Source organism: Achromobacter sp. ACRQX (assembly GCF_022346505.1).
Classification (GTDB): domain Bacteria; phylum Pseudomonadota; class Gammaproteobacteria; order Burkholderiales; family Burkholderiaceae_B; genus Achromobacter; species Achromobacter animicus.
In genome coordinates, this window is record NZ_JAKRML010000021.1 from 18,313 (window position 1) to 44,832 (window position 26,520).

25 protein-coding genes are annotated in these 26,520 nt (G+C 64.0%); 22 read left to right on the forward strand and 3 right to left on the reverse strand.

The features are described 5' to 3' along the window. Positions 1-2 precede the first annotated feature (2 nt). The 7 genes from tssJ to MHZ91_RS18515 are packed head-to-tail and all read left to right on the forward strand — an operon-like array spanning position 3 to position 10,184. Positions 3-983 carry a type VI secretion system lipoprotein TssJ gene (gene tssJ / locus MHZ91_RS18485; protein ID WP_239215103.1) on the forward strand — a complete coding sequence of 327 codons (981 nt, stop codon included), beginning with the start codon at positions 3-5 and terminating at the stop codon, positions 981-983. Then, a complete protein-coding gene (tssK, locus tag MHZ91_RS18490; protein WP_239215104.1) occupies positions 980-2,317 on the forward strand; it encodes a type VI secretion system baseplate subunit TssK in 1,338 nt (445 codons plus the stop codon). The genes tssJ and tssK overlap by 4 nt, the downstream gene beginning before the upstream one ends. Position 2,318: 1 nt before the next feature. Next, the gene (gene icmH / locus MHZ91_RS18495; RefSeq protein WP_239215105.1) at positions 2,319-3,194 is read left to right on the forward strand and encodes a type IVB secretion system protein IcmH/DotU; all 876 of its coding nucleotides are present in this window, start codon (positions 2,319-2,321) and stop codon (positions 3,192-3,194) included. A gap of 33 nt (positions 3,195-3,227) precedes the next feature. Continuing rightward, a complete protein-coding gene (locus MHZ91_RS18500) occupies positions 3,228-5,354 on the forward strand; it encodes a type VI secretion system Vgr family protein (RefSeq protein ID WP_239215106.1) in 2,127 nt (708 codons plus the stop codon). Next, positions 5,351-6,301, forward strand: coding sequence for a DUF4123 domain-containing protein (locus MHZ91_RS18505; protein ID WP_239215107.1), 951 nt, complete (start codon positions 5,351-5,353; stop codon positions 6,299-6,301). The genes MHZ91_RS18500 and MHZ91_RS18505 overlap by 4 nt, the downstream gene beginning before the upstream one ends. Beyond that, the gene (locus tag MHZ91_RS18510) at positions 6,294-9,305 is read left to right on the forward strand and encodes a T6SS effector BTH_I2691 family protein (protein WP_239215109.1); all 3,012 of its coding nucleotides are present in this window, start codon (positions 6,294-6,296) and stop codon (positions 9,303-9,305) included. Before MHZ91_RS18505 ends, MHZ91_RS18510 begins: the two co-directional genes overlap by 8 nt. A 3-nt stretch (positions 9,306-9,308) precedes the next feature. Further along, a complete protein-coding gene (locus MHZ91_RS18515; RefSeq protein ID WP_239215111.1) occupies positions 9,309-10,184 on the forward strand; it encodes a DUF6708 domain-containing protein in 876 nt (291 codons plus the stop codon). Between the two features lie 57 nt (positions 10,185-10,241). On the opposite strand, the gene MHZ91_RS18520 is transcribed toward MHZ91_RS18515, so the two are convergent. After that, complete coding sequence (locus tag MHZ91_RS18520; RefSeq protein ID WP_239215113.1) at positions 10,242-10,796, reverse strand: hypothetical protein; 555 nt, start codon at positions 10,794-10,796, stop codon at positions 10,242-10,244. After that, positions 10,793-11,728: a LysR family transcriptional regulator gene (locus tag MHZ91_RS18525; protein ID WP_105240897.1), complete on the reverse strand. Its 936-nt coding sequence runs from the start codon at positions 11,726-11,728 to the stop codon at positions 10,793-10,795. The genes MHZ91_RS18520 and MHZ91_RS18525 overlap by 4 nt, the downstream gene beginning before the upstream one ends. A gap of 184 nt (positions 11,729-11,912) precedes the next feature. On the opposite strand from MHZ91_RS18525, the gene gtdA reads away from it, so the two are divergent. From gtdA to MHZ91_RS18595, 14 genes are all read left to right on the forward strand, one after another. Further along, positions 11,913-12,980 (forward strand): gentisate 1,2-dioxygenase, encoded by a 1,068-nt coding sequence (gene gtdA, locus MHZ91_RS18530; protein WP_175122225.1) that lies wholly within the window; start codon positions 11,913-11,915, stop codon positions 12,978-12,980. Positions 12,981-13,044: 64 nt separating this feature from the next. Next, positions 13,045-13,743 (forward strand): fumarylacetoacetate hydrolase family protein, encoded by a 699-nt coding sequence (locus MHZ91_RS18535; RefSeq protein ID WP_239215115.1) that lies wholly within the window; start codon positions 13,045-13,047, stop codon positions 13,741-13,743. Positions 13,744-13,745: 2 nt separating this feature from the next. Then, the gene (locus tag MHZ91_RS18540) at positions 13,746-15,005 is read left to right on the forward strand and encodes a flavin-dependent oxidoreductase (protein ID WP_239215179.1); all 1,260 of its coding nucleotides are present in this window, start codon (positions 13,746-13,748) and stop codon (positions 15,003-15,005) included. Between the two features lie 94 nt (positions 15,006-15,099). After that, complete coding sequence (locus MHZ91_RS18545; RefSeq protein ID WP_239215117.1) at positions 15,100-16,065, forward strand: tripartite tricarboxylate transporter substrate binding protein; 966 nt, start codon at positions 15,100-15,102, stop codon at positions 16,063-16,065. Between the two features lie 83 nt (positions 16,066-16,148). Continuing rightward, entirely contained in the window at positions 16,149-16,787 is a 639-nt protein-coding gene (gene maiA / locus MHZ91_RS18550) for a maleylacetoacetate isomerase (RefSeq protein WP_175184840.1), read from the forward strand. After that, on the forward strand, positions 16,784-17,164 hold the full coding sequence (locus tag MHZ91_RS18555) for a chorismate mutase (protein ID WP_218342718.1): 381 nt from the start codon (positions 16,784-16,786) through the stop codon (positions 17,162-17,164). The genes maiA and MHZ91_RS18555 overlap by 4 nt, the downstream gene beginning before the upstream one ends. After that, complete coding sequence (locus MHZ91_RS18560) at positions 17,157-18,170, forward strand: tripartite tricarboxylate transporter substrate binding protein (RefSeq protein WP_239215119.1); 1,014 nt, start codon at positions 17,157-17,159, stop codon at positions 18,168-18,170. Before MHZ91_RS18555 ends, MHZ91_RS18560 begins: the two co-directional genes overlap by 8 nt. A gap of 88 nt (positions 18,171-18,258) precedes the next feature. Further along, positions 18,259-19,611 carry an FAD-dependent oxidoreductase gene (locus MHZ91_RS18565; protein WP_239215120.1) on the forward strand — a complete coding sequence of 451 codons (1,353 nt, stop codon included), beginning with the start codon at positions 18,259-18,261 and terminating at the stop codon, positions 19,609-19,611. A 16-nt stretch (positions 19,612-19,627) separates the two neighbouring features. Beyond that, positions 19,628-20,851: a 3-hydroxybenzoate 6-monooxygenase gene (locus MHZ91_RS18570; protein ID WP_239215121.1), complete on the forward strand. Its 1,224-nt coding sequence runs from the start codon at positions 19,628-19,630 to the stop codon at positions 20,849-20,851. A gap of 136 nt (positions 20,852-20,987) precedes the next feature. Beyond that, complete coding sequence (locus MHZ91_RS18575; RefSeq protein WP_218342715.1) at positions 20,988-22,166, forward strand: ABC transporter substrate-binding protein; 1,179 nt, start codon at positions 20,988-20,990, stop codon at positions 22,164-22,166. Positions 22,167-22,245: 79 nt separating this feature from the next. Continuing rightward, positions 22,246-23,160: a branched-chain amino acid ABC transporter permease gene (locus MHZ91_RS18580; RefSeq protein ID WP_175122216.1), complete on the forward strand. Its 915-nt coding sequence runs from the start codon at positions 22,246-22,248 to the stop codon at positions 23,158-23,160. 161 nt (positions 23,161-23,321) lie between these two features. Then, a complete protein-coding gene (locus tag MHZ91_RS18585) occupies positions 23,322-24,284 on the forward strand; it encodes a branched-chain amino acid ABC transporter permease (protein ID WP_218343277.1) in 963 nt (320 codons plus the stop codon). Then, positions 24,281-25,030 carry an ABC transporter ATP-binding protein gene (locus MHZ91_RS18590; RefSeq protein WP_239215122.1) on the forward strand — a complete coding sequence of 250 codons (750 nt, stop codon included), beginning with the start codon at positions 24,281-24,283 and terminating at the stop codon, positions 25,028-25,030. Before MHZ91_RS18585 ends, MHZ91_RS18590 begins: the two co-directional genes overlap by 4 nt. Then, positions 25,030-25,722 carry an ABC transporter ATP-binding protein gene (locus tag MHZ91_RS18595; protein ID WP_239215123.1) on the forward strand — a complete coding sequence of 231 codons (693 nt, stop codon included), beginning with the start codon at positions 25,030-25,032 and terminating at the stop codon, positions 25,720-25,722. Before MHZ91_RS18590 ends, MHZ91_RS18595 begins: the two co-directional genes overlap by 1 nt. A gap of 10 nt (positions 25,723-25,732) precedes the next feature. Here the strand turns inward: MHZ91_RS18595 and MHZ91_RS18600 are convergent, their stop codons facing one another. After that, positions 25,733-26,095 (reverse strand): glyoxalase superfamily protein, encoded by a 363-nt coding sequence (locus tag MHZ91_RS18600; protein WP_239215124.1) that lies wholly within the window; start codon positions 26,093-26,095, stop codon positions 25,733-25,735. Positions 26,096-26,147: 52 nt separating this feature from the next. Between MHZ91_RS18600 and MHZ91_RS18605 the strand changes: the two genes are divergently transcribed. Continuing rightward, positions 26,148-26,507 carry a hypothetical protein gene (locus tag MHZ91_RS18605; protein ID WP_239215125.1) on the forward strand — a complete coding sequence of 120 codons (360 nt, stop codon included), beginning with the start codon at positions 26,148-26,150 and terminating at the stop codon, positions 26,505-26,507. Positions 26,508-26,520 lie beyond the last annotated feature (13 nt).

Here is a 26,520-nt window from a genome sequence, read left to right on the forward strand (position 1 = left end):
TCGTGGCGTTGCTGTCCGGCTGCACCACGGTCGGCAACGTGCTCACGAAGACGGGTCAGGTCCTGATGGATCCGAGCATTCAGGTGGGCCCGCCCGAAGATCAGCCGACGCAAGTGGCGCTGAGTCTGTACGCCGCCAAAGACGTAAATCCCAACCCCGTGGCCGAGCCGGACGTCGATCCGGCTTCGTCTATGTCGGATGAACGGTCGTTCTCGGTCAATGTGCAGGGCGAATCCCGCGAAGACCTGGTCCACAGTCTGCAGACGTTGCTAGATCACTTGCATCAAGAGGCCTCGACGGCAGCGGCATCTGAAGACCGGCCAAGTACGTTGGTCAGGTCCGGATTCACCAGAACATTCAAGCCGCGCTCCGTCGCCGTCAGTAGCGCGCTTGAACGCCTGTGGGCAGACAGCGTGGCGACGAGCCGGGCCCCCTTTCCTGTGCAATGGCACTTGCGCAAAAGTGAAGACGCGCAGGATTCGGCTGCCGGGATCGGCATTGGCGCGACCAGTCCCGATCTCGATGTCGCGTTGGGCCAATATCGCGATGGCATACCCCTTGCGCCCGCCGCAGCGCTTGCGGTCCAGGATCACGTCAACGCCACGCCCATCGCCTTTCGCGTGATTCAGCTCAAGGACGATTCGCTGCTTGAGAACGCCGATCCCGACCTGGTCCGCAGCGCCCCGAAAAAGGCGCTGGGAAGCACGTACATCACGGCCGACGACTACATGCTCGCGCCCGGTCAATTCAAGTTCATCAACTATCACGAGCTGGACGAAGACACCCATTACGTCGCCGTTGTCGCAGCCTTCAACGCACCCGACGCGCAACGTTGGTACGACGTTTTCCGGGTCGAACCGCGCAGCCGCAAGTACGCCTTGCTGGTCACCCTGCAAGACACCCGCGTCGCCATCACCGACGAAAACCACCGGCCCGAAAAGACCTCCCCGCGCGCCCGCATTCAAGCGAGAAAACAGCCATGACCAGCCGCAATCCCGTCGTTTGGGGCGAAGGGCAATTCGTCAAACCCCAGCATTTCCAGCAGACAGACCGGTACCTTGAGCACTACATCAACGTGCGTATGGGCAGCCGGTACTGCTATGGCTTTTCCGAGCTGGAGCTGAATCAGGAGTTCCTGTCGTTCGGCAAGATCTCCATCGTGCGAGCCCGCGGCATCATGCCCGACGGCACCGCCTTCAACATTCCGCGCGACCAGCCGCCGCCCGAACCGCTGTCGATTCTGGACGCAACGGCCGCCAACCAGACGGTCTACCTGACCTTGCCGCTACGTTCGGACGGCATATCCGAGGTCCGCTGGCCTGATACGCTGGGCAACGCCCGCTACATCCATCGCACGGAAGACATCCGCGACACCCATAGCCATCAGGGCAATCACACGCCCATCGCGCTGGCCGTGCCCAACCTGCAACTGGCGCTGGAACGAGACGACCGCAGCGCCTTCACCGGCCTGGCGCTGAGCCGCATTCTGGACCGCCGCCCCGATGGCAGCCTGTTGCTGGACAGCGACTTTCACATCACGGGCATGTATCTGCAGGCCATCCGGCCGCTGGCGCATTTCATGGAAGAGATCGCCGCGCTGATGCACGAGCGCGCGAAAAGCATCGCGCACCGGATCGGGTCTCCGGGCCAGTCCGGGGTCGCGGATATCACCGACTTCAACCTGCTGCAGGCGCTGAACCGCTGGCAGCATCTGTTCCGACACCTGGCCCGCGACCCGGACGTTCGTCCGGTCGATGCATATCTCGCCTGCGGCCAGGCGTGCGGTGAGCTGACCACCTTCACCGACGAGGGCCGGCTGCCGCAGGACTACCCCGCGTATCAGCACGACTCGCCGCAGACCTCGTTCCGTATGCTGAAGGAGACCCTGCGCCGGGTCCTCAGCACCGTGCTGCAGCCACGCGCCGTGTCGCTGCCGCTGGACATGCAGGGTCACGGCGTCTACACCGCGCAAATCCACGACCCCAGCCTGCTGCAGAGCGCCGACTTCATCCTGGCGGTCCGCGCGCGCATGCCGCTGGAGCAGATGCGGCAACAGTTCGTGCGCCAGGCCAAGGTGGCGTCGCATCAGCTGCTGCAGGAGCTGATCCGCCTGCAACTGCCCGGGGTTCCGTTGATGACGTTGCCCGTCGCGCCGCGCCATCTGCCGTTCCATGCCGGCTTCACCTACTTCCAGCTCGACCGGTCGCATCCCCATTGGCAGCGTTTGATGCCGCAAGGATCAACTGGCTTCGGCTTCCACATTACCGGCGACTTCCCGGAGCTGGAGCTGCAGTTCTGGGCCATTCGGAGTCAATGAGATGAGCCAAACCATAATGGTCGGCAACGACCGTATCGACAATCCTTCCAAGGGTTCCGCCCTGCCCGACGTGCCCGACGATTTCATGCGCGCGCCGCGTGATCCCATCGTTCATGACCCCGAAAGTGTCCTGTACGACGGCGTCTTTCGCATCAATGCGGACGAGGACCTGCAGTTTCAATTGCGCGGCCATAGCATCAACCCGCTGGTGGACATCGCCCAGCCGCTCTTCGGTCTGGTGATTCGACTACGCCGCATGATGGACCTGCCGCAGGAAGATGTCAGCCGGCTCTATGAGAACGTGCGGGACCATATCACTGCGCTGTCCGAAGAAGTCCGGCAGCTTGGCTACGACGGGGCGACGCAACTGTCATTCCGCTATGCCCTGTGCGCCTTCATCGACGAGGCGGTGATGGCCACGCCGTGGGGGGTGGGATCGCGCTGGAAGGGCCGGTCACTGCTCAGCTACCACCACAACGAAACCTGGGGCGGCGAGAAGTTCTTTACGGTGCTGGCGCGCATGCAGATGGACGCGGCCAAATACCGCGATGCGCTCGAGTTCAAGTATCTGTGCCTGTGCCTGGGTTACCAGGGCAAGTATGGCCAGCAGCACAACAACAAAGACACGCTCAACGCCATCATCACCAAGCTGCATGAGCAGCTTCGGCAACTGCGAGGAGACGCGCCCGAACGGCTGGTGGACGCACCCGCCAACATCGCCAGGCTTCGTCGCAAGCTTCACCGCCAGTGGCCGCTGTGGACGCCTTGGGCGGTGGCGGCGGCCGTTATCGCCGGCGCCTATCTGTACTTCTCCCTGAAACTCGGCGCCGCCACGCAGATGGTGCTGGATTCGCTAGAGAGCATCCTCAAGCAGTGACCTGGCTCGCACCGAAACGGAGATAAAGACACCATGCCCACGCAATCTGATCTGCGCTTTACATTCGCCATCGGCGACGAGTCCTTTGAGGTGGTCGAATTCACGCTGCAGGAGGGGTTGTCGGAGACCTTCCTGCTGGAAGTGGACCTGGCCAGCGGCAACCCCGCCATCGATTTCGGCGCAGTTCTGGACCGCGCCGCGTTGCTTACGATCTGGCACGGCCCCACGCCCGTGCGCTACGTGCACGGCGCGGTCTCGTCGTTCGTTCAGGGCGACACGGGCTTTCGGCGTACGCGCTATTCCGCCATCGTCGAGCCGCGCCTGGCGCGCCTCAAGCTTAGTTCCGACTGGCGCATCTTCCAGTCGCTTAGCGTCCCGCAGATCACCGAGGTTGTGCTCAAGGCGCATGGTCTTACCCAGGATTACGAGCTGCGTGGCACCACCGAACATCTGGCGCGCGAATACTGCGTGCAAGCGGGCGACACGGACTACGACTTTGTCGAACGCATCATGCGCGAGGAAGGCTTCTTCTATTCTTTCCGACATAGTGCCGAAGGCCATCAACTTATCCACAGCGACCGCCTGTTCATTCACGGCCGCGTGGGCGACGAGCCAGTGCAGTACAACCCCACACCCGGCGGCGACCAGCCGCAGCCAGCGCTGCGGCGATTCTCCTACACCGAGAACGTGCGCACCGCGCGCCAGACCCAGCGCGACTACACCTTCCACCATCCGCGCTACACCCACCAGCACAGCCGTGACGGACGGGATCTGGACCATCAAGGCCGCCGCTACGAACGCTATGACTACCCGGCCCGCGCAAAATTCGACGAAGCCGGCAGGCCTTTCGCGGAGAACCGCCTGCGCGGCCATCGCCGCGATTCGCGCGTCGCTTTCGTTGAAGGCAATGACCCGCGGCTCCAGCCGGGCATTTCATTTAGCCTGACCGGTCATCCGCGCGAAGACCTGAACCGCGGCTGGCGCCCGGTGCGCATCGTCCACCGTGGCATCCAGCACACAAGTCAGGCCGAGGAAAGCGCACAGGCCCAGCTGGGAACGCACTACAGCTACGAGGCGGAGCTGGTCCCGGACGACGCCGAATGGCGCGCGGAACCGCTACCCCGGCCGCGCATCGACGGTCCGCAGAACGCTGTGGTGGTCGGCCCGCCCAATGAAGAGATCTATACCGACGAATACGGCCGAGTGAAGGTCCAGTTCCCCTGGGACCGGCTAGGCACGGAGGACGAATACAGCTCCTGCTGGATTCGCGTCTCGCAGAACATCGCCGGCGCCACTTGGGGCCACATGGCCATCCCGCGCATCGGTCAGGAAGTCATCGTCTCTTACTTCGACGGCGACCCCGACCAGCCCGTGATCACCGGCCGCGTCTACAACCGCCTGCAATTGCCGCCCTACGAACTGCCGCGCCACAAGACCAGGATGACGATCAAGAGCAAGACCCACAAAGGCGAGGGATACAACGAACTGCGTTTTGAGGATGAGAAGGACCAGGAAGAAATCTACGTCCACGCGCAGAAAGACCAGAACATCCACGTCAACAACGACGAGTCGACGTTTGTGGGGCACGACCGCAGCGAGCAGGTCGAGAACGATGAAACCATCACGATCGGCCACGACCGCAAGGAGACCGTGGGCAACGACGAACAGGTCAACATCGGCCAGGACCGGCGGCACGACATCGGGCGGGACGACTTTTTGACCGTGGGGCGCAATCACACGATCTACACCACCAAGGACCGTACCGAGGAAGTGGGCAATAACCGCCGCGACAAGACCGCGGCGAATCATTGGGTGAGTATTGGCGGGCACCAGGAACTCACCGTCGAAGGGCATTCGGAACTGCAGGCCGGACAGGCGATCCGGCAGCGCACGACGGCTTACGAGGTGCAGGCGGCGGAGAGTCTGACGTTGAAAGGGCCGGGGGGAACGATACGGATCGATGGAGCGGGAATCACGCTTGACGGGATCGCCATCGTGATCAAGGGGCCGATGAGCCAGAAGGGGGGTGGCGGTGGTAACCCGTTTTCGATCCAGGGTAGGCCTGTGGCGGGAAAGCCCATCGATCGCCTGTGCGGTCGCCGTCCCGACGGTACATGCCCCTTATCCGACTGCCGCTGCCTGGGAGGGCTTGCGCGATGACGCTTCCCAAAGCTCCGCCCTGGATCACGTCACTGGGCAAGGACATCACAGAGGAAACGCTTCCTCGCGCGCCATCTCGTTATCTGCTGCTGATGACGGTGCCGCTGCAAAACTGGGCCTACCGGCCTGTTCCGCAAGAGGGCGAATATCGCCCTGCGTATGCGCCGGGCGTATTGGATTTAGTCAAGGAGTTCGATCCCCTGCCCTGGCATGCCTGGGTCTGGCAAGGTACGCCACTGGATGAACAATATGACCGAGGCCCGCTGCTGGTTGACGCAACGAACCAACCCTCGCTGATGCAACATGCATTTACGCACTGGGCGCCCGCTGGCGGCGCGATGTTCATCGGTTCGGCAGCCGATCTCAGCGATCTGGCGGCACACCTTAGCGGGTTGGTGCAACTAGACCTGTCCTGTGAGGGCGAGGCCACCCTCGACGTCCAACCGCATCACCTGGCCGCCTGGCTCGAAGCGTTGGACGATGACCATCGCGCTGCGTGGCTCGGACCGATCAGCACTTTGCTTTGGCGCGCCACTTGGGGCCCCGCTTACGACTGGCGCCGCCTTGACCGGGACGCTTCTGGATATGTTGGCGGCAAGACGGTGCCACTGACGCTGCGCCCTCACGAGCTCGCCCGCTTTGACGCCAACACCCGGGAACACTTCGTGCAAAGTCGCGTCTACGAAGTGCATTCGATTCCCGATCACAGCGGCCGCAGCCTCGAAGAGATTCGCCGATGGGTCGAGCAGCTGCTTCAACTGGGCGACCGTCTGAACTTTCACGATGAAGCTGTCGCGACCCAATACATCAGCTTGCTCGCCCATGATCCATGGCTGCTTCAGAGCGATGAGGCGCGCGGCATTCTCAACGACTTGACTGAGTCTCCTCAGGCGCGCCTGCGTCAGTTGGAATCGCTGGTACGCGCACGGGGAGCCCCCCGTGGCTAAGACGACTGTCGGCGGCGCCATTTCAGCACCGGCGTGCAGCGCACGCATTCCGATCCTTCCCGTCCGATATGCGATTGTCCCGAACGCGGACGGCGCTTCCCCGTACCGGTATGCCGCGTCCGGCTTCAAGCTGGAAGCCGCCTTCCCGCGCCTGCAATTGTCGTCGTATACCTTGCGCGCCATTCGCCCGGGATACGTCTATGTCTTCATGAAAGGGGCCAAGGGCGAAAAGCTTGTCATCCACGAGTACGACGGTGAAGGTCATTATCAGGAACTGACCTACACCGGACTGGAGAACTACGGCAGGAAGGATAAGTACAAGGCGGGGGCCCGCATGGGGTGGGTGTGGGCAGACACCTGCCCCACGACTGCAGCGGAGGTGTGGATAGGCTATAGCCCGCACCTCTGGACCAATGACATGACGGCCAGGATTTCTGCAGATCCCGCGGTGCGGCGGCTTCACATGCGTCCGCTGGACATGGCCGAACTGACCTCGGGCGACAAATCGCCTTCCGGCCAGCCACATGTGCTGCCGGCGGATGCGTTGACCCAGTGGGTCGAGGACTTCAAACCACGCCAGGAGCGTTTGCCGCTCGAATGGAGCAGCCATGCCAGCAAGGATGATCTGCCCATTGGCACGTTTCTGGCACAACGACATCACTATCGGTTTACGCAAGCGCGGGTGCCCGCGGTCGTGGTGCTCAACGACGCAGAGGGACTATGCCAGGATCTCAGCCTGTCCGTCGCCGCGTATCAGCATCAGACACGCGACCTGATGCCCGCCGAACATATCCATCCGGCCACCAGCACGGACAACGCGGGGTACGACGCGAGGGGGTTTCCAGAGGCGTTTAGCCGGGACGTGGAGGTCTTGAGCGCCAAGAGCCAGAGCTACCACGACCGAAATCTGACGGCTTTGCTACTTGAAAAGACCTTGCGCACCATGTACCCGGGCGACAAGCATGCGCCAGCGCAGTTGGCAAAGTCGCGCTATGAGTATCAGCAAAAGCAGGTTGGCCACCACCGGCGCCTCTCTCCCTCCGAAATGGCATTCGAGGTGCTTACGAACGAGCGCGTTTCGCCCGAAGGCAGCCGTCTAGAAAAGCGAATCGACAAGGCCAAGTATCGCGGATTCCTGGCGGAGCGCGACGAGGTGGAGAGCCGACTGGGACGTCTCCACGCCATCGTGGCCAAGGCCAGCGAAGATCACGATCATTGGCTTGCCACTGCCGAAGCCGCGCATGAGAACGATCCGAACAGCCTTGCGGCTCCCCTGACCGCTTACGATCGCAACAACCGAATATCAGCGATAGGACTGGAAGTGTCCCTGTCCATGCTGATTCATCCCATGAGCCAATCATTGCCCGGCACCGAGGACCACTGCCCTCGATTCATGCGGTTGAATGCGTGGATCGACAAGGATGACAGCCCGATTTACACCGCGTTGGCGCCATTCAACACCTTCAAGGAAAAAGCCGATGCGGTCGGGTCCTTGCTGGGCGCCGCGGATTACCTCATTGAGGATCTGGCGGGACGCTTTCCCGCCACGGCTGGCGTCACCGACCTGACAGCACAAACGGTGACCACCGTGGTGCTCAAACGCATGCACGGAAAAACCCGCCGGGGTGCCAGCCGCACCCTGCGGCAGCAAGTACTTGCTGCCGCTGAGGAGGCGAATGCAAGCAAGGCCATGGGCTTGATTGGCGCTCGCTACCGCATCACCGACGAGGTGGTACGCGCGGATGCCTTCAGCAGAGAAGTCGACAAGCTCATCGAATCTGGCATGGCGAAGGTCGAAGAGATAAAGAAGGTTCGCGTGCACGGCAGCCGCACGGTGACCATTGAGGAGACTTTGACACGGCGTGTGAAGCCGAATGTTGCATCGCTGGTCAACACGACGGGCGGAGGAGCGTTGAATGCAGGCATGCTCTGGTTCAACATCGTGAGCCTTAGGACCGCCTATGCCAACATGCGGAGCGATCCGACTTTCGAATACGCGGCCGGCTTCGCGTCCGCGCTTTTCGGGTTGGCGGGCGCCGCAGTGGCTGTACTGGTCAGCGCGCGGGCTTCGCACAAAGTCATGATGTTGCGAGTCAGTGCGACTGCGCCGGGAATGGCGTTTGGGAATGGCCACATTCGGCTTATCAGCAGCAATTTGTTTACTCGGCTGGTGGGTTATCCAGCCATCTTTCTCGGATTCTCGTCCGACGTTCTGAAGGCCATCCGCCAAGCGCAACAAGGGGACATGGCAGCCGCCAGCCTCACATTTGCAGGAGGGGTAGCAGCAACCCTCGGAGGAGTCGCGCTCTTGGAAGGAACCCTGGCTATCGCCGGGGCAACGGCTGTCATCCCCTTCGCCGGCTGGGCCGCCGCGGCATTCGCTCTACTTGGCGCAGGCGTCCTTGCGATAGGCCTTGAACTGCATGCCCGCGCGAAGGAGCGCGTCCATCGACCTATTGAATTATGGGCCGCGCGAGGCACGTTCGGTTCAAGGCAGAACGACGGGGAGAAACGGAAGGGAATCAATCTAGACCAAAACGATCAACTGCCGCCTTATTCCGATGTACGAGAAGAGGTCAAGGCTTGGTACTCCGCCAATTTCGCGCCCGTATTACTTGACGGACACCAAGCAAAATTGCTGGGAATCACCGACGTAGACAGTCGCTGGCACGAAAACACCGCGTGGTCGATACCCAACTGGGGGCAGATTACAACCGATAGCGTGCCGAAAGAATCTAGCGTTGCGGAGTTCACCGTATTGCTTCGAGGCTATATCACTGGACAAAGTGACTGGAAGTACAAACTGAGCGCTTCGGACGCTGGCCATGAGAGCGCTGCCAATCCCGCCACAACCACTTTTTATTTCACACCTGATGGCCTGGTAATCAACTTGAAGACTAAAGCAAAGAACCAGTACGGCGTCGAATTAACAATTGAGTACCAGCCCAATCAAGGATTTGATGATAGCGCCGTCGCATCCACAACTTTTCAATTAATGAGCTGATTTATGGCAATTACTTGGTTGTTTTCACAGCACGAGAAATCAATATCAGGTCCTGCGATCAACGACCAACTGGCGAACATGGATGCAGAGGTCCTTTCTCTGCGCAATCCGTGGGCGGTTGATTCCGTCTTCATGGGAAAGATGTATGTGGCCGTTAACACACTTGCAACTCTGTTTTTGATATGGATGTACTTCAAAATCCCATCGTCCTCTACAAACTCATCGGAAAGGCAGCTATTTGTCCTAGTTTTTGTATCGGGCGGCGTGGTTCTATTCATTTTTTTTGCCTTGCTGACTTGGTACCGTATTTTCCACATTACCCGATTATCAAATTTCTACTTCAACCGCAGACTCAAAAAAGTTTATTACCAACGCAACAAGACCCTTATCCAGTTCGACTGGGCGCAGACTGAGGGTGGCGTATTCGTACGCAATGAATTTGGCGGCGCTGGATTTACCACCAACTTTGCCCTCGCCTTCGGCCCCAAGCCTGCGGCCGATCAAGAGAAGGACCGTGTCGTCCTCTGGGTCGACAGTAACAACAGCAGCGACCCAGACCCGCGATACGTCGCACAGGTGTGGGAATACATCCGGCAGTTCATGGAAGAAGGCCCCGACAGGTTGCCCGCGCCGGAAGAGCCCAACTGGTGGTACGCCCCGCTCCACCGTATCTGCATGACCCCAGCCGAAGCCTGGCGCCACTACGCGCCTTGGCGCACAGGCGAACCGGGCGAGCTGCAAGGCAAGAAAAACTGGCTGCTGCCCATGTGGTTTGTGCTCTTCCCCTACAACATGTTCTCCGCGCTGTGCTGGTACACGGTGTGCCGCGTCTTCAACGTCCGCGGTGCGCCGCCACCGCCAGAAGCGTTCGGGCGCTAGGCGATGCCGCGCATTGCGCGGCGCCTTTCACGCGACAACACCGATGGCCCGTGATCGCTATCCCCTACGAGCCAAACACCGCAGCGCCACCCGATACCCCACAAACACATAAAACCCCGAAGAGTTCATCACCAGCCAGGCGCCCAATCCGCCAAGCACCGCAACCACCGGCCCCACGGCCCTGACGTCGCCCTGCGTCCAGGCGATGCCGCCGAAACTCCCCACCACAATCAACCCGATACAGACCCGCTTCAACAGCACCACGCCCTGCACCCGTCCCGCCATCATCAGCACCATCCCGATCGCTAGCGCGAGCGCGGTTCCCGCGCACACCGCCACCAGCGCGAACGCCGCCATTGCCGGTCCGACGAAACGCAGCAGCAGGCTCAACAGTTCAATCCCGACGCCCAGTCCGCCCGCCATCACCAGCACGGACAGCACCAGCGGCGACCACGTTCCAGGCGGCGCGCGGCCCTCTTCCGCTTCCATTTCCGCGACGAAGCGATGCATCGACGCCACCGTCCCCGGGTCCTTGCCCGCGTTCAGCGCCGCTTCCAGCCGCTGGCACTGTTCGATCAGGGCATTCAGGCCGGAGGCGGGCGCGGGAGTCATAGCCGGGTCACTCCTGGCGCGTGCTCGGCGACCGTATTTCTCAGCGCCGCCATGGCCTCTTCAACGGCAACCGGCCGGAACGCATCCTCGCGCCAATACATCGCCACCGAGCCGAATCCGGACAGCCTTACGGGGATGATGCGCATCGCCCGCATCTGCGAAAACCGCAGCGCGGCACGGTGCGACGCGACGCCGATCATGTCGCTGTTGTTGATGAGGGTCAGGTTGACCGTCACCGAGTTCGACTCGATATGGTCCGGCGGTGGCGCCTGGCCTGCTGCGGCGAGCGCGGCGTCCACCGCGTTGCGGATGGGCGTGCCTTTGGGCCACAGAATCCAGCGATAGGACAGCAGATCCTGCCAGCTTGGCTGCTCCACCGCGAACAGCGGATGGCGGGGCCGCGCCACGAGATGGATGGGCTCCAGGTAAAGCGCCTCGAAGCGGATCGCCGGATCGTGATGCTCGGGCGCGGAACGTCCCACGACAATGTCCAGATCCCCTTGCGCCAGCTGCGCCAGCAGGCGATCCGTCGTGCCCTCCACCAGCTTGACGCGCGCCTGCGGCATGCGCTCGAGCAGCTTCATCACAGCCAGCGGCACCGTGTCGGACGCGGACGCGCCCGATGCGCCGATCACGACGCGCCCACCGCCGCCCTCGCGCAGCGCCGCCATATCGGCACTGGCGCGATCCAGTTGCGATTCCACGCGCTGCGCATGTGCGATCAGCACGTCGCCATGCGGCGTGGGGCGCAGTCCGCGCGCGTGGCGCTCGAAGAGCGGCAGTCCGATGTCGTCTTCCAGATCCTTCAGCCACTTCGAAAGACCCGGCTGCGTCGTATTGAGCATGGCGGCCGAGTGGCTGATGTTGCGGGTCTGGGCCAGGCTGAGCAGCATCTTCAGATTGCGCAGCCGCAGGCGGTGGGTCCAGTCCATGCAGGCCCTCTTGGTGGGAGGTTTGTCTCGTATGTATATGGTTATTGGTATGGATAATAAGATAATTTCATTTCAAACTGCATAGCTCCTGCTCGCATAATCGTCTCCATACCAGGACCAGCTGCGAACCCACGCGGCGGCCGCCCGTAGAAGCCGGCAATAGCCGGACATACAGGAGACAACCATGCACGACGGTCATTCCACCGGCGCGGACAGCGCTGCCTCGGACCGCGCCCTTTACTACGCGCGCATCGCCAAGAAACACATGGCGCCTCTGTGGGAGTCGCTGCACAACCTGGTGCCCCGCCAGCCCGCGCCGCGCTGTGTGCCGGCGCTGTGGAAATATGACGATGTGCGCGACGACGTCATGGCGTCCGGATCGCTGATCACGGCGGAAGAAGCCGTGCGCCGGGTGCTGATTCTGGAAAACCCTGGTCTGCCGGGCCAGGCCAGCATCACGCAAAGCCTGTACGCAGGACTGCAACTGATCCTGCCCGGCGAGATCGCACCAAGCCACCGTCACACGCAATCGGCCCTGCGCTTCATCGTGGAAGGGCGCGGCGCCTATACCGCGGTCAACGGCGAACGCACCACCATGCACCCGGGCGACTTCATCATCACGCCATCATGGACCTGGCATGACCACGGCAACGCGGAAACCGTCGAAGGCGGCGAGCCCGTGGTCTGGCTGGACGGCCTGGACATTCCGCTGCTGCGCTTTCTGGACGCGGGCTTTGCAGAGAACTATCCGTCCGCCACCCAGCCCGTCACGCGGCCCGAAGGCGACAGCATGGCCCGCTTTGGCCACAACATGGCGCCCGTGCGTCACCAGGTTTCGAGCGGCACCTCACCCATCTTCAACTACCCGTACGAACGCAGCCGCGAAGCGCTGGATGCGCTCTACCGTCACGGTGAACTCGACCCGTGGGACGGCGTCAAGCTGCGCTACCTGAATCCCGCCACGGGTGGCTACCCCATGCCCACGATGGCCACGTTCATGCAGTTCCTGCCCGCGGGCTTTCAGGGTAAGACCACGCGCACGACCGACTCCACGGTCTACAGCGTTGTCGAGGGCCGCGGCACCGCGCGCATCGGCGACCAGGAATTCCATTTCGGACCGCGCGATGTTTTCGTCGCGCCGTCCTGGATGCCTGTGCAGCTTGCCGCGCTGGAAGACGCCACGCTCTTCAGCTATTCCGACCGCCCGGTGCAGGACGCGCTGGGCCTGTGGCGCGAAGAACGCGTCGCCTGACCGGCGCGTGCCGATCACCCACCTCGCGCGCCTGACTCTCGATCCCGTCTTCAAAGGATGCTCCATGTCGTTTGTGTTTGCCCCCGCCTCCCCCGTCGCCGTGCCCATCGCCGGCAGCCAGGACAGCTTTCCCGTACGCCGCGTTTATTGCGTTGGCCGCAACTACGCCGCCCATGCGCGCGAAATGGGCTTTGACCCCGACCGCGAACCACCGTTCTTCTTCTGCAAGCCCGCCGACGCCGTCGTGCCCGTTGCCGAAGGCAGCACGCTTTCACTACCCTACCCGCCCGAAACGGCCAACCTGCATTACGAGATCGAACTCGTCGCGGCTATCGGCAAGGGCGGCGCCAACATTTCCGTCGACGAGGCCCTGCAGCACATTTATGGCTACGCCGTCGGCCTGGACATGACGCGCCGCGACCTGCAGATGAAGATGCGCGAGGCCGGCCGCCCGTGGGAACTGGGCAAGGCTTTTGACCAGAGCGCGCCTATCGGCCCGCTGCATCCCGCGCAATCGGTAAAGGACATCGAGAAGGCCGGCATCTGGCTGCAGGTCAATGGCGCGGACAAGCAGCGCAGCGACATCGGCAAGCTGATCTGGTCCATTGCCGAAACCATCGCGTACCTCTCCAAGTACTTCCGTCTTGAAGCCGGCGACCTCATCTACACCGGCACGCCCGAAGGCGTGGGGCCCGTGGTGCGGGGCGACCGGATGGTCGGCGGCGTCGACGGCCTGGGCACGCTCAGCGTGCAGATGGTGTGACGATGCGCACCGACACCGATGTCATCATCGTCGGCGCGGGCGTCGGCGGCCTGGTGCTGGCGCTGAGCCTGCATCAGGCAGGCATTTCCTGCCGCGTTTTCGAAGCCGTGCGAGAGATCAAGCCGCTGGGCGTGGGCATCAATCTGCTGCCGCACGCCACCCGCGAACTGGATGAATTGGGCCTCTTGCCCGCGTTGGACGCCATTGCCGTGCGCACGCGTGAGTCCGTGTTCTACACGCGGCACGGCCAGTTCATCTATGGCGAACCGGCGGGCACCGACGCCGGTTACGACTGGCCCCAGTACTCCATCCACCGCGGCGACCTGCAAATGGCGTTGCTGGATGCCGTGCGCGAACGTCTGGGCCAGGACAGCGTCGTGGTGAACGCGCGCTGCACGGGCGTGACGCAGGACGCCGACAGCGTCACGGCCAGCTTTCAAGACAACGACGGCAATGCGCTGCCGTCCGTGCGCGGCCGCATTGCCGTCGGCTGCGACGGCATTCACTCGGTATTGCGCAAGCAGCTCTATCCGCAGGAAGGCGCCCCGCGCTACTCCGGCGTGAACATGTGGCGTGGCACGACGCGCTGCAAACCCTTTCTGTCGGGCGCGAGCATGGTGCGCGCCGGCTGGCTGTCCACCGGCAAGATGGTGATCTACCCGATTCGCGACAACATCGACGCGGACGGCAACCAGCTCGTGAACTGGGTCGCCGAGATCGAAGCCGAGCAACCTGCCGTGCGCGACTGGAACCGCAGCGGCAGGCTCGAGGACTTCTTTCCGGCCTTTGCCGACTGGCACTTCGACTGGCTCGACGTGGCCAAGCTGATTCAGGACGCAGACTCGATTCTGGAGTACCCCATGGTCGACCAGGATCCGCTGCCCACGTGGACGCAGGGCCGCATGACGTTGCTGGGCGACGCGGCCCACCCGATGGTGCCGCGCGGCTCGAACGGCGCGGGCCAGGCCGTGGTGGACGCCCGCTACCTGACCGGCCAGTTCAAGCGCCTGGGCCTGACGCCCGATGCCTTGCAGCAGTACGACCGCGCCCGAGTCGAAGCCACGACGCGCGTCGTTCTGACCAATCGCAGCAACCCGCCGGACGCGATCCTGCGTGAAGTCCACGTGCGTTCGGCGGACAAGCCTTATACGCGGATCGAGGACGTCATCAGCCGCGAGGAATTGGAAGGGATTTCCCGGCGCTACAAGCAGGTGGCGGGCTTTGACCCGGTCGCCTTGAAGGAGCGCGCGCCTTACGTGTAGCAGTAGCCGGACCTCAGTGCCCTGGCGAGCGGGTCCCAAGACCCGCCGCCCTTCAAAGCCGGCGCATGACCGGCGACAAACAAGGAGACAACCCATGTTGAAGTTGCTACGTGTTCTGGCTGCCGCGGCGCTGTCCTTTGCGGCCGCGGCGAGCCACGCCGCCTGGCCCGACCGCCCCATCACGCTGGTGGTGCCCTTCACACCCGGCACCGGCATCGACCTGATTGCCCGCCAGTTGGCGGCCAGCTTGCCGCAGACGCTGGGCCAACCCGTCGTCGTCGAGAACCTGGCCGGCGCCAGCGGCAATATCGGCAGCGAAAAGGTCGCGCGCGCCACCCCCGATGGCTACACATTCCTGGTCACGGTCAACACGTTCGTCATGAACAGCAGCCTCTACAAGGGCAAGCTGCGCTTTGATCCGCAACAGGACTTTGCGCCGGTCGGCCTGACCTCGTGGGGCTCGCTGCTGCTGGTCACGCATCCGACCAATCCCGCCAACACCGTCGCCGACGTGGTGCAGGCGGCCAAGGCCGCGCCGGGCAAGCTGAGCTACGGCACCCCCGGCGTGGGCACGCCCCATCACCTTTCGATGGCGCTGTTTCTGGACCGCACCGGCGCCAGCATGCTGCACGTGCCGTACAAGGGCACGGCGGGCGCCGTCACCGACATGCTCGGCGGACGGCTCGACTACATGTTCCTGCCCGTTCACGTGGCGCTGCCGCAGGTGAAGGGCGGCAAACTCAAGGTGATCGCCACCGGCAGCCCGAAGCGCCTGCCGCAACTGCCGGACGTGCCCACGCTGACGGAAGCCGGACTGCAGGGCGCCGACGTGGACATGTGGTACGGGGTCCTGGCGCCCAAAGGCACGCCGCCTGCCATCGTCGACCGCATGAACCAGGCGATCAACGCCATCTTGCAGACGCCCGCGACCGCCACGGCATTCGATGCGCAGGGCATGGTGCCGGCCACGTCAACGCCTGCCGATTTTGGATCCCTCATCGCCCGTGACGCCAAGCGCTGGGACGACGTCGTCGCCCGAACCGGCATCACGGCCGAATGAGTGTTTCCGGCACCAAAGTTCCTGCCCTGAACGTCCCTGAAAGATCCGCCCAAGGCCAACCGTCCTCACGAAACGCCCCACCCATGCAACTGCACAACTTCTTCAACAGTTCGACCTCCTACCGCGTGCGCATCGCGCTTGCCCTAAAAGGTCTGTCCTACGAATACCTGCCCGTGAACCTGCGCAAGCAGGAGCAGCGAGCACCAGACTATGTGGCGCGCAATCCTTCGGCCGGCGTGCCGCTTCTGATCGACGGCGATGTGCAGCTTTCGCAGTCGCTCGCCATCATCGACTACCTGGACGCCACGCATCCCGAGCCGCGGCTGATTCCGGCCGACGCGCTGGCGCGCGCGCGCGTGCTGGAGCTGTCCCACGCCATCTCGTGCGACATCCATCCGGTCAACAACATGCGCATCCTTCGCTATCTGCAGGAAGTGCTGGGCGCGACGGACGCACAGAAGAACGCCTGGTATCACCACTGGATCCGCGAAGGCCTGACGGCAGTGGAAGCGCTGCTGGCGCGTCACGGACACGGCGCGTACTGCTTTGGTGACGCGCCCACGCTGGCGGACTGCTGCCTGGTGCCGCAGGTGGCCAACGCGCAGCGCATGGGCTGCGACCTGTCCGCCTATCCGCGCATCCTGCGCATCGTCGAACACTGCAATGCGCAACCCGCCTTCCAGCAAGCCGCGCCTGCACAGCAACCGGACTACACCCAGTGAGCAAAGAACCCGACACCCACGGCGCGCCGCTGCGCGAGTACACCGATCCGGCCTATCGCCCGCTGTGCGCCAATCTGGCCGACGTGCGCGCCAATATCGACCGGCTGGACGACGAAATCGTGCGGCTGATCGCCGAACGCGCGATGTACGTGAAGGACGCCGCGCGATTCAAACGCGACGCCTTTCAAGTGAGCGCGCCCGCGCGTCAAGCCCAGGTATTTGAAAAGGCCCGGGCGCTCGCCCAGCGCCACAACCAGGGCTTCTCCAACCTGGAGCAGGTGGTGGACGCCACCTATCGCGCGATGGTCGCCGCCTTCATCGCCAATGAACAGACCTACTTCGACACCATGAAGGACGTGGGAGACACGCATGCTTGAAGCTTCGACCTTGCAGCCTGGCCGCGCAGTGGCGCGACGCATTGCGGCACTAAGCCTTGCCGTGCTGGCGACGCTGGCCGCCACCGCCACCGCCACCGCCGCAGATGCCTGGCCCACGCAGCCGCTCAAGGCAGTGGTGCCGTTCGGTCCAGGCTCAAGTCCGGACCAGGTGGCCCGCATCGTCACCGAAAAGGCGGGCGCAATCCTCGGCCAGACCATCGTTGTGGAAAACAAGCCGGGCGCCAGCGGCAACATCGGCACATTCGCCATCGCCAACGCCAAGCCCGACGGCTACACCTTCGGCGTGTCGATCACCGGCCCGCTGGTGAACAACACGCTGCTGTTCGACAAGCTGCCCTACGCGCCCGCCACGGACCTGGCGCCGCTGACGCTGGCGGTGCATCAGCCCAACGTGCTGGTCGTCCCAGCCTCCGCCGGCATCGGCAACATTGGACAGTTGCTGGACGCGCTGAAGAAGAATCCGGACAAGTACAACTTCCCGTCGCCGGGCGCTGGCACGGTGTCGCATCTGGCGGTCGAACTGCTGCTGCAGCAGATCGGCGCGCGCGCCACGCACGTGCCCTACCCGTCGTCGCCGGCAGCGCTGACGTCGCTGCTGTCGGGCGACACCCAGTTTGCCGCGCTGCCGCCCATTGCGGTGATGCCGATGGTGAAGGATGGCCGGTTGAAGGCGCTGGCGGTGACGTCGTCCAAGCGGTCCGCGCTGCTGCCCGACATTCCGACGCTGGCGGAAGTGGGGGTGCAGGGGATCGAGGGTTCGGCGTGGATCGGCTTTGTGGTGTCGTCCAAGGCGCCGGCCGATGTACAGAAGAAACTGTCCGACGCACTGATCCAGGCGATTCACGATCCCGAGGTCGCCAAGCGGCTGCAGGCGCAGTTCATGGATCCGGTGGGCGATACGCCCGCGCAATTCCGCGGCTACATGGATGACGAATTGAAGCGCTGGGAGCCCCTGATCAAGAAGCTGGGGATCAAGGGCCAATAACTGTGCCAATAAGCGACCAGGAAGTGGGCCAAGAAGTGGGCTAAGAAGGACGGCGCACGCCGGCTGCAATGAACGCAAGGAGAGTCAGATGGTCATCACCGAACCCGCCCGTCAGGTGCCGCTGTATGGCGAGTACGAGGTCGTCGTCCTGGGCGGCGGCCCCGCCGGGGTGCTGGCGGCCGCCAGCGCCGCGCGCAACGGCGCGAGCGTGCTGCTGGTGGAGCGCTACGGCTTCCTGGGCGGCATGGGCACCGCCGCGGGCGTGTCCAACTTCTGCGGATTGCACGCGAACATCCACGGCGACATCCGGCAGGTGGTGCACGGCATGACCGACGACCTGCTGGACCGCATGCGCGCGATGGACGGGCTGAACGATCCGCACCTGATCCTGGGCAAGATCCACGCGCAGGCCTACGACATATCGGCCTTCAAGTGCGCGGCGGATGGCTTGGTGCAGGACAGCGGCGCGCAGGTGCTGTTTCATGCGCTGGCCACGGGTCTGACGCGTGACGACGCGGGCCGCGTGGACGCCCTGTTCCTGGAAACCAAGTCCGGCCGCTGCGCCGTTCGCGCAAAGATCTTCATTGATTGTTCGGGCGACGCCGATATTGCGCACTGGGGCGGTCTGCCGTTTGAAAAAGGCGACGCCCACGGTCACATGCTCTACCCGACGCTGATGTTCAAGGTGGGCAATGTGGACGGCGCGCGCGCGCAAGAGGCCTGGAAAACCATCCCGGCGCTGATGGACGACGCCGCCGCCAGCGGTGAATTCACGTTTCCGCGCAAAGGCGCCATCGTGCGGCCGCAAAAGCACGATTACGAATGGCGCGTCAACGTCACGCAGCTTGCCAATGCGGACGGCAGCGCGGCGGACGGCACCGACGCGGATTCCCTGTCGGCAGGCGAGCTTGAAGGCCGCCGGCAGATCATGAACTATCTGGCGTTCCTGCGCGCCAAGGTGCCCGGTTTTGAGCAGGCCTACGTGCTGGACATCGCGCCGCAGCTGGGCATCCGCGAAACGCGCCGCATCGTCGGCGAGGCCGTGCTGACGCAGGAGCACGTACTGGGCTGCGCGGATTTTCCGGACAGCATCGGCGTGAACGGCTGGCCGTTGGAAATGCACACGGCGGGCGACGTGAAGTGGGTGTGGCCGCCCATCCCCGAATCGCGCGGCTACAACCAGCTGCCGTTTCGCATGATGGTGCCGCGGCGCGGACCGGGCGTGGCCAGCAACGTGCTGGTGGCTGGCCGCTGCGCGTCGATGACGCACGAGGGGCAGTCGGCGGCGCGCGTCAGCGGCAGCTGCTTCGTCATGGGCGAAGCCGCCGGCACCGCATCCGCGATGGCGCTGCGCGACGGCATTGCGCCCGGCGACGTTTCCATTTCCGCGCTGCAGGCGCAATTGAAGCAACAGGGCGCCTTCCTGGGCGGCCACGACTGAACCGCGAGATTCCGACATGACTACGAACCAGGCGGCAAACCCGAAGACGCAAACCGTGATCGTCGTGGGCGGCGGCATTGGCGGGCTGGCGGCTGCGCTGGCGCTGACGCGGCAGGGCATTGCCGTGCAACTGCTGGAGCAGGCCGCGCACATCGGCGAGATCGGCGCCGGCATCCAGCTTGGCCCCAATGCCTTCGCGGCGCTGGATGCCCTGGGCGTCGGCCGCACCGCGCGCGAGCGCGCGGTATTCACCGACCACATCATCATGATGGATGCGGTGGACGCCAGGGAGGTCGTGCGCGTCGACACCGGCGAAGCGTTCCGAGCACGGTTTGGCGGCCCGTATGCGGTGATTCATCGCGCCGACATCCATCTGTCCATTCTGGAGGCCGTGCAGCAGGACCCGCTGATCCAGTTCCGCACGTCTACGCAGATCGCCAGCATGACGCAGGACGATCACGGCGTGGAAGTCGTGGACACGCATGGCAACCGCTACCGCGCTGACGCGTTGGTGGGCGCAGACGGCGTCAAGTCGGTGATCCGCGAGCGCATGGTGGGCGATCCGGCGCGCGTCACAGGTCACGTGGTCTACCGCGCGGTGGTCGAAGAAGAGAACATGCCCCGGGAGCTGCGCATCAACGCCCCGGTGCTGTGGGCCGGGCCGCATTGCCACCTGGTGCACTATCCGCTGCGCGGCGGGCAGCAATACAACCTGGTCGTCACCTTCCATAGCCGCGAGCAGGAAGAATGGGGCGTGCGGGAAGGCAGCATGGACGAGGTGCTGTCGTACTTCCAGGGCATACACCCGACGCCGCATCAGATGCTGGACCGTCCGACGTCATGGAAGCGCTGGGCGACCGCCGATCGCGAGCCGGTGGAACAGTGGGGCGAGGGCCGCGTCACGATCCTGGGCGATGCCGCGCATCCCATGACGCAATACATGGCTCAGGGCGCCTGCATGGCGCTGGAAGACGCCGTGACGCTGGGCGAGGCCATCAGGCAGTGCGAGCACGACTTGCCCGCCGCCTTCCGGTTGTACGAATCGGTCCGCATCCCGCGCAGTGCGCGCGTGGTGTGGTCGACACGCGAAATGGGCAGGCTCTATCACGCGCGCGGCGTGGAGCGCACCGTGCGCAACATGCTGTGGACGGGGCGCAGCCAGGCCCAGTTCTATGACGCATTGCAGTGGCTGTATGGGTGGAAGGTGGAGAACTGCCTGGCGGGAAGCGCGCCGCAATAGACGGCGCGGCAATAAAGGACGCAGCAAAAGATGCAGAGAATGACGCAGCAATAGTTGCAGCAAAAGACACAGCAGGGAAAACGCCGCTTGCCAAAGAGCACGCGGCATACAAGCATCAGTACAAGAGGAGACAACCATGCACAAAAGCACCATCCGCGGCGCAGCCGCCGTCATGCTGTCATTGGCCTCGTACGCGGCCAGCGCCCAGCAGAAACCTGTGGATATCGGATTCATCGGCACGCTGTCCACGCCTGCCGGCTACATCGGCGAAGACGAGCGCGACGCCTTCATGCTGGCCGTCAAGGAAGGCGGCGGCAAGCTGGGCGGCGTGCCGGTCAACGTGCGCGTCGAAGACGACGCGCTAAAGCCCGCCAACGCCAAGCAGATTGCCGACAAGATGGTGCAAGGCGGCGTGCGGCTGTTCACCGGCATCAATTTCTCGAACGTCATGGCCGCCGTCGGGCCTACCGTGCTGAACGCCGGCGCCTTCTACGTCAGCCTGAACGCCGGCCCGTCCAACTTCGCCGGCAAGGCCTGCAACCCGAATTACTTCTCGGTGGCGTTCCAGAACGACTCGTACGCCGACACCGCCGGCATGGCGGCCAATGAGCTGGGCGCCAAGCGCGTGGTCATCATGGCCCCGAACTACCAGGCCGGCCGCGACGCCATCGCCGGCTTCAAGCGCACCTACAAAGGCGAGATCGCCGACGAGATCTACACCAAGCTCGAGCAGGCAGACTTCTCGGTGGAGCTGGCGCGCATCCGCTCGCTCAATCCCGACGCCATCTTCCAGTTCCATCCGGGCGGCGCGGGCATCAACCTGACCAAGCAGTTTGCCAACTCGGGCCTGGCGGACAAGATCAAGATGATCACGCCCATCTACTCGATGGACGACCGCATGCTGGCCGCCACCGGCACCGCGGGCAAGGGCTTCTACCTGAGCTCGCTGTGGAGCGCCGACCTGGACAACCCGCAGAGCAAGCATTTCGTCGAGGCCTTCACCAAGGCCTACAACCGCGCGCCTACCGCCTACGCGGCCCAGGCCTACGACACCGCCAATCTGATCGGCTCCGCCTTGAAAGCCGTGGACGGCGACATCACCGGCAAACCCGACGACTTCCGCAATGCGTTGCGGCGCGCGGACTTTCCCAGCGTGCGCGGCAAATTCAAGTTCGGGCCGAACCAGCATCCGATCCAGGACTGGTATCTGCTGCACATTGAAGCGGGTCCCGACGGCAAGCTGGTCTACAAGAACCTGAAGGTGCTTGCCCGCGACCACACGGACGTGCACGCCGCGGACTGCAAGATGCCATGACGCGGCACAAGGCACGCGGCGCCGGGCTCGCCGGCGCCGCGCGGCCTAGCCATTCAGGCTCTCCCGAGAAGGAGTCGCAATGCTGATGTTCCTGGAGCAGGTCCTGAACGGCCTGCAGTACAGCGCCTTGCTGTTTTTGTTGTCGGCGGGATTGACGCTGGTGTTCGGCATCATGAACGTCATCAACCTGACGCACGGTTCGTTCTACATGGTGGGCGCGTTCTGCGCGGCCAGCGCGGCGGCGTCCACGGGCTCGTTCGCGGCCGCCCTGCTGGCTGCGCTGGCCGGCGCGGCGCTGTACGGGCTGATCGTCGAACTGCTGGTCATCCGCCACCTGTACCGGCGCGATCACCTGGATCAGGTGCTAGCCACGCTGGGGCTCACGCTGTTCACCAATGAACTGGTGACCGTGCTGTTCGGCCGCAGCCCGCCCTTCATGGACATCCCGCCTTTTCTGTCGGGATCCGTCGCGCTGCTGCCCGGCCTGAACTATCCCGTCATGCGGCTCGCCTTCATTGGTGCGGGCGCGCTGGTGGCGGTGGGCCTCTGGTTGCTGATCTCGCGCACGCGGGTCGGGATGCTGGTGCGCGCCGGCGCCGACGACGGCGAGATGGTCGACGCGCTGGGCGTGAACATCCAGCGCCTCTTCACTTTGATCTTCACGCTGGGCGCCCTGCTCTGCGGCTTTGCGGGCGTCATGGCCGCGCCTTTGCTGGCAGTGGAGATCGGCATGGGCGAGCGCATTCTCATCACCACCTTCGTCGTCATCGTGGTGGGCGGCGTCGGCTCCGTGCGCGGCGCGCTGGTGGGGTCGCTGATGATCGGCATGACCGATGCGCTGGGGCGCGCCTACATCCCCTTCTGGATGTCGCGCCTGCTGCCGCCCGAGCTCTCGGACTCCGCGAGCTCAAGCCTCGTGTCCGCCAGCATCTACATCCTGATGGCCATCGTGCTGCTGTTCAAGCCGCGCGGACTGGTGCCGGCCCAGCGCTAGGAAAGATATTCATGACCAGACCAACTTCAACGAATCCCGCTGCCGGGCCGCTATCTGACGCCGGCGGCGCGGGCGCATCGGTGTCCGACACCCGAGGCGGCGCCCCAAACCGTGACGGCGCGTCGAGGGTGTCAGACACCTCCTCGGCTGGCAGACCGCGCATCACCCGCAGCGTCGTCGTCAACGCGATCGGGCTGTTGCTCTTTGTGCTGGTGCCGGCCATCGCGCAGGCCACGGGCGAGAGCTTCCTCGTCAACCTCATGACGCGCTTTCTCATCTACGCCATCGCGGCCGTCAGCCTGGACCTGATCCTGGGCTACGGCGCCATGGTCAGCTTTGGCCACGCCGCATTCTTCGGGCTAGGCGGCTACGTCATCGGCATCGCTGCCTACCACGTCAACATGGGCGAGACGATCTTTGGCTGGAGCGGCAGCAATGCCGCGCTGGTCATGTGGCCGCTCGCCGTCGCGGTTGCCGCGCTGGCCGGGCTGGTTGTGGGCTTTCTGTCGCTGCGCACTTCCGGCGTGCAGTTCATCATGATCACGCTCGCCTTCGGGCAGATGCTGTATTTCATCCTCGTCGGACTGATGATCTACGGCGGCGACGACGGCCTGTCGATCGATGCGCGCAACACGCTGCCGGGGCTGAACGTGAACGATCCGGCTAGCTTCTACTACGTGTGCCTGGCGCTCATGACCCTTTGGATCATCGTGTGCCGGCGCATCGTCAATTCGCCCTTCGGCATGGCACTGCAGAGCATCAAGCAGAATCCGCGCCGCAGCATCGCCCTGGGCCTCGCGCCGCTGCGCTATCGCCTCACGGCGTTCGTGCTGTCGGCTGCCGGGACCGGGCTTGCCGGCGCGCTGTGGGCCAATTACGCGCTCTTTGTCAGCCCGGACATGTCCGCCTGGCAGAAGTCCGGCGAACTCATGGCCATGGTCATCCTGGGCGGTATGGGTTCGATCTTCGGCCCGGTGCTCGGCGTGGCCGTGTACCTCGGCCTGGAGCAGGTCGCCACCGGCTGGACGGAGCACTGGATGCTGATCCTGGGACCCGTGCTGGTGCTGGTGGTGCTCTTCGGCAAACGCGGCGTGTACGGCTGGCTCGTGGGAGGCAAGCAATGACCCACCCTAAACTGGAGATCCGCGGCCTGCAGAAATCCTTTGGCGCGGTACACGCCACGCAGGGCGTCGACCTCGCGGTCCGGCCCGGCGAGCTGCACGCCCTCATCGGCCCCAATGGCGCGGGCAAGACCACGCTGCTATCGCAGATCAGCGGTGAAATCCTGCCCGATGCCGGCAGCATCTGGCTCGACGGCGCCGACATCACGCGCATGCCTGCCTATAAGCGCCCCGCCGCGGGCCTGGCCCGTTCGTTTCAGATCAGCCAGCTCTACCCCGACTTCAGCGCCGAAGACAACGTCGCGATGGCCGTGCAGGCGCACAGCCCGGGCGGCTTCAATCTCTGGCGCAATGCGCGGCGCATGGCCCGGCTGCGCGAACCAGCGCGCGATGCGCTCGAACGTGTCGGTCTGGCCGGACGCGCCGGCGTGCGCGTGTCCGCGCTGGCGCACGGTGAAAAGCGCCAGCTCGAAATCGCCATGGCGCTGTCGCTGGACGCCTCCGTGCTGTTGCTGGACGAACCGATGGCCGGCATGGGCGCCGAGGAATCGCAACGCATGACGGCGCTGCTCCAGACCTTGAAGGGTCGCTACGCCATCCTGCTGGTCGAACACGACATGGACGCCGTCTTCGCGCTGGCCGACCGCGTCACCGTGCTGGTCTACGGCAAGACCATCTTCACAGGCACGCCCGACGAGGTGCGCCGCCATCCCGACGTGCGCGCCGCCTATCTGGGCGAGGAGGACTGATGCTGCAAGTGAACCAACTGCAAGGCGGCTATGGCGCCAGCAAAGTGCTCTTTGGCGTCGACCTGGACATCGCGCCTCGGCAAGTTGTCTCGCTGATCGGCCGCAACGGCATGGGCAAGACCACGACCGTCAAGACGCTGATGGGCATGCTGCCCGCGCAGGGCGGCGCCATCCTGCTCGACGGCAAACCGATCACCGGAATGGCCCCGCACCGCATCGCGCAGTTGGGCATCGGTCTCGTCCCCGAAGGCCGCCGCGTGTTTGGATCGCTAACCGTCGAAGAAAACCTCGTCGCCACCGCCCGCAACACGCACGCAGGCTGGCACGTCGGCCGCGTCTTCGACCTGTTTCCGCGCCTGAAAGAACGCCGCACCCAATCCGCCCGCACGCTATCCGGCGGCGAACAGCAGATGCTGGCTGTCGGCCGCGCGCTGCTCATCAACCCGCGCCTGCTCATCCTGGACGAAGCCACCGAAGGCCTCGCGCCCCTGATCCGCCAGGAAATCTGGAACTGCCTGCGCCGCTTGAAGGAAGAAGGCCAGACGATTCTTGTGATCGACAAGAACCTCAAGGAAATGGCGACCCTGGTTGACCGCCACCACGTGTTGGAAAAGGGTCGCGTCGTCTGGCAAGGCAGCCCCGCCGAACTGGCCGCGCAGCCCGGCCTGGCGCACCGCTATCTGGGGGTCTAGGCGCAGGCCGCTAGTCCTGTGACTCGCAAAAGCTGAGCCGATTGCCAAACGGATCGATCACCGCCATCACGCGCCCCCATGGCATCTCTTCGATGCCGGGCCGCATGTAGGCATACTTCCTGGCGCTGACTTCCGCGTGGAATTCATCCACGCCCTGCATCCGCACGAACACGGCCGACCCCGGCGTCGCGTCGCCATGATGCTCGGACAGATGCAGCACCAGATCCCCGCGATGCACCTGCGCATACAGCGGAAACCCCGCCTCGAAACGATGCTCCCAGTCCCAGGTGAACCCCAGAAAATCCAGGTAAAAGTCGCGCGCCTTTTCCACGGAGAAAATGCGCAGGATTGGAATGGCGGCTTGAAGGTGCATGGCGGGGCCTTGGTAGTATGCGAAAAATCCAGCATAGAACAGAAGCCCACACATGCCCATCGCCACCCCAGACTCCTGGAAGCACCTGCCCGCGCCGGCGCAGCGTGAACCGCTGCATTTTCAGGGGCGTTTTACCGCCGACGAGTACGCCCGCTTGCAACAGGGCTTCGTGCCGAAGGAGATGGAAGACAAATGGTTCATCTACCTGCACGACGGCTGGCTGCGTTTGCATCGCAGTTGGACCGGCAACTGGATTTATGCACTGCGGCTTGAGCAGGACGGCGATGCATGGACGGTGACCGATTCGTGGGTGAATCGTGATCCGGAGCAATACCGGCTTACCGATGCGGAGTATGACCGGGATTCGCTGCGGAGGATGCTGCAGTGGCTGATCAAGGGGCCGGCGGTTTGATGCGCATCGATTG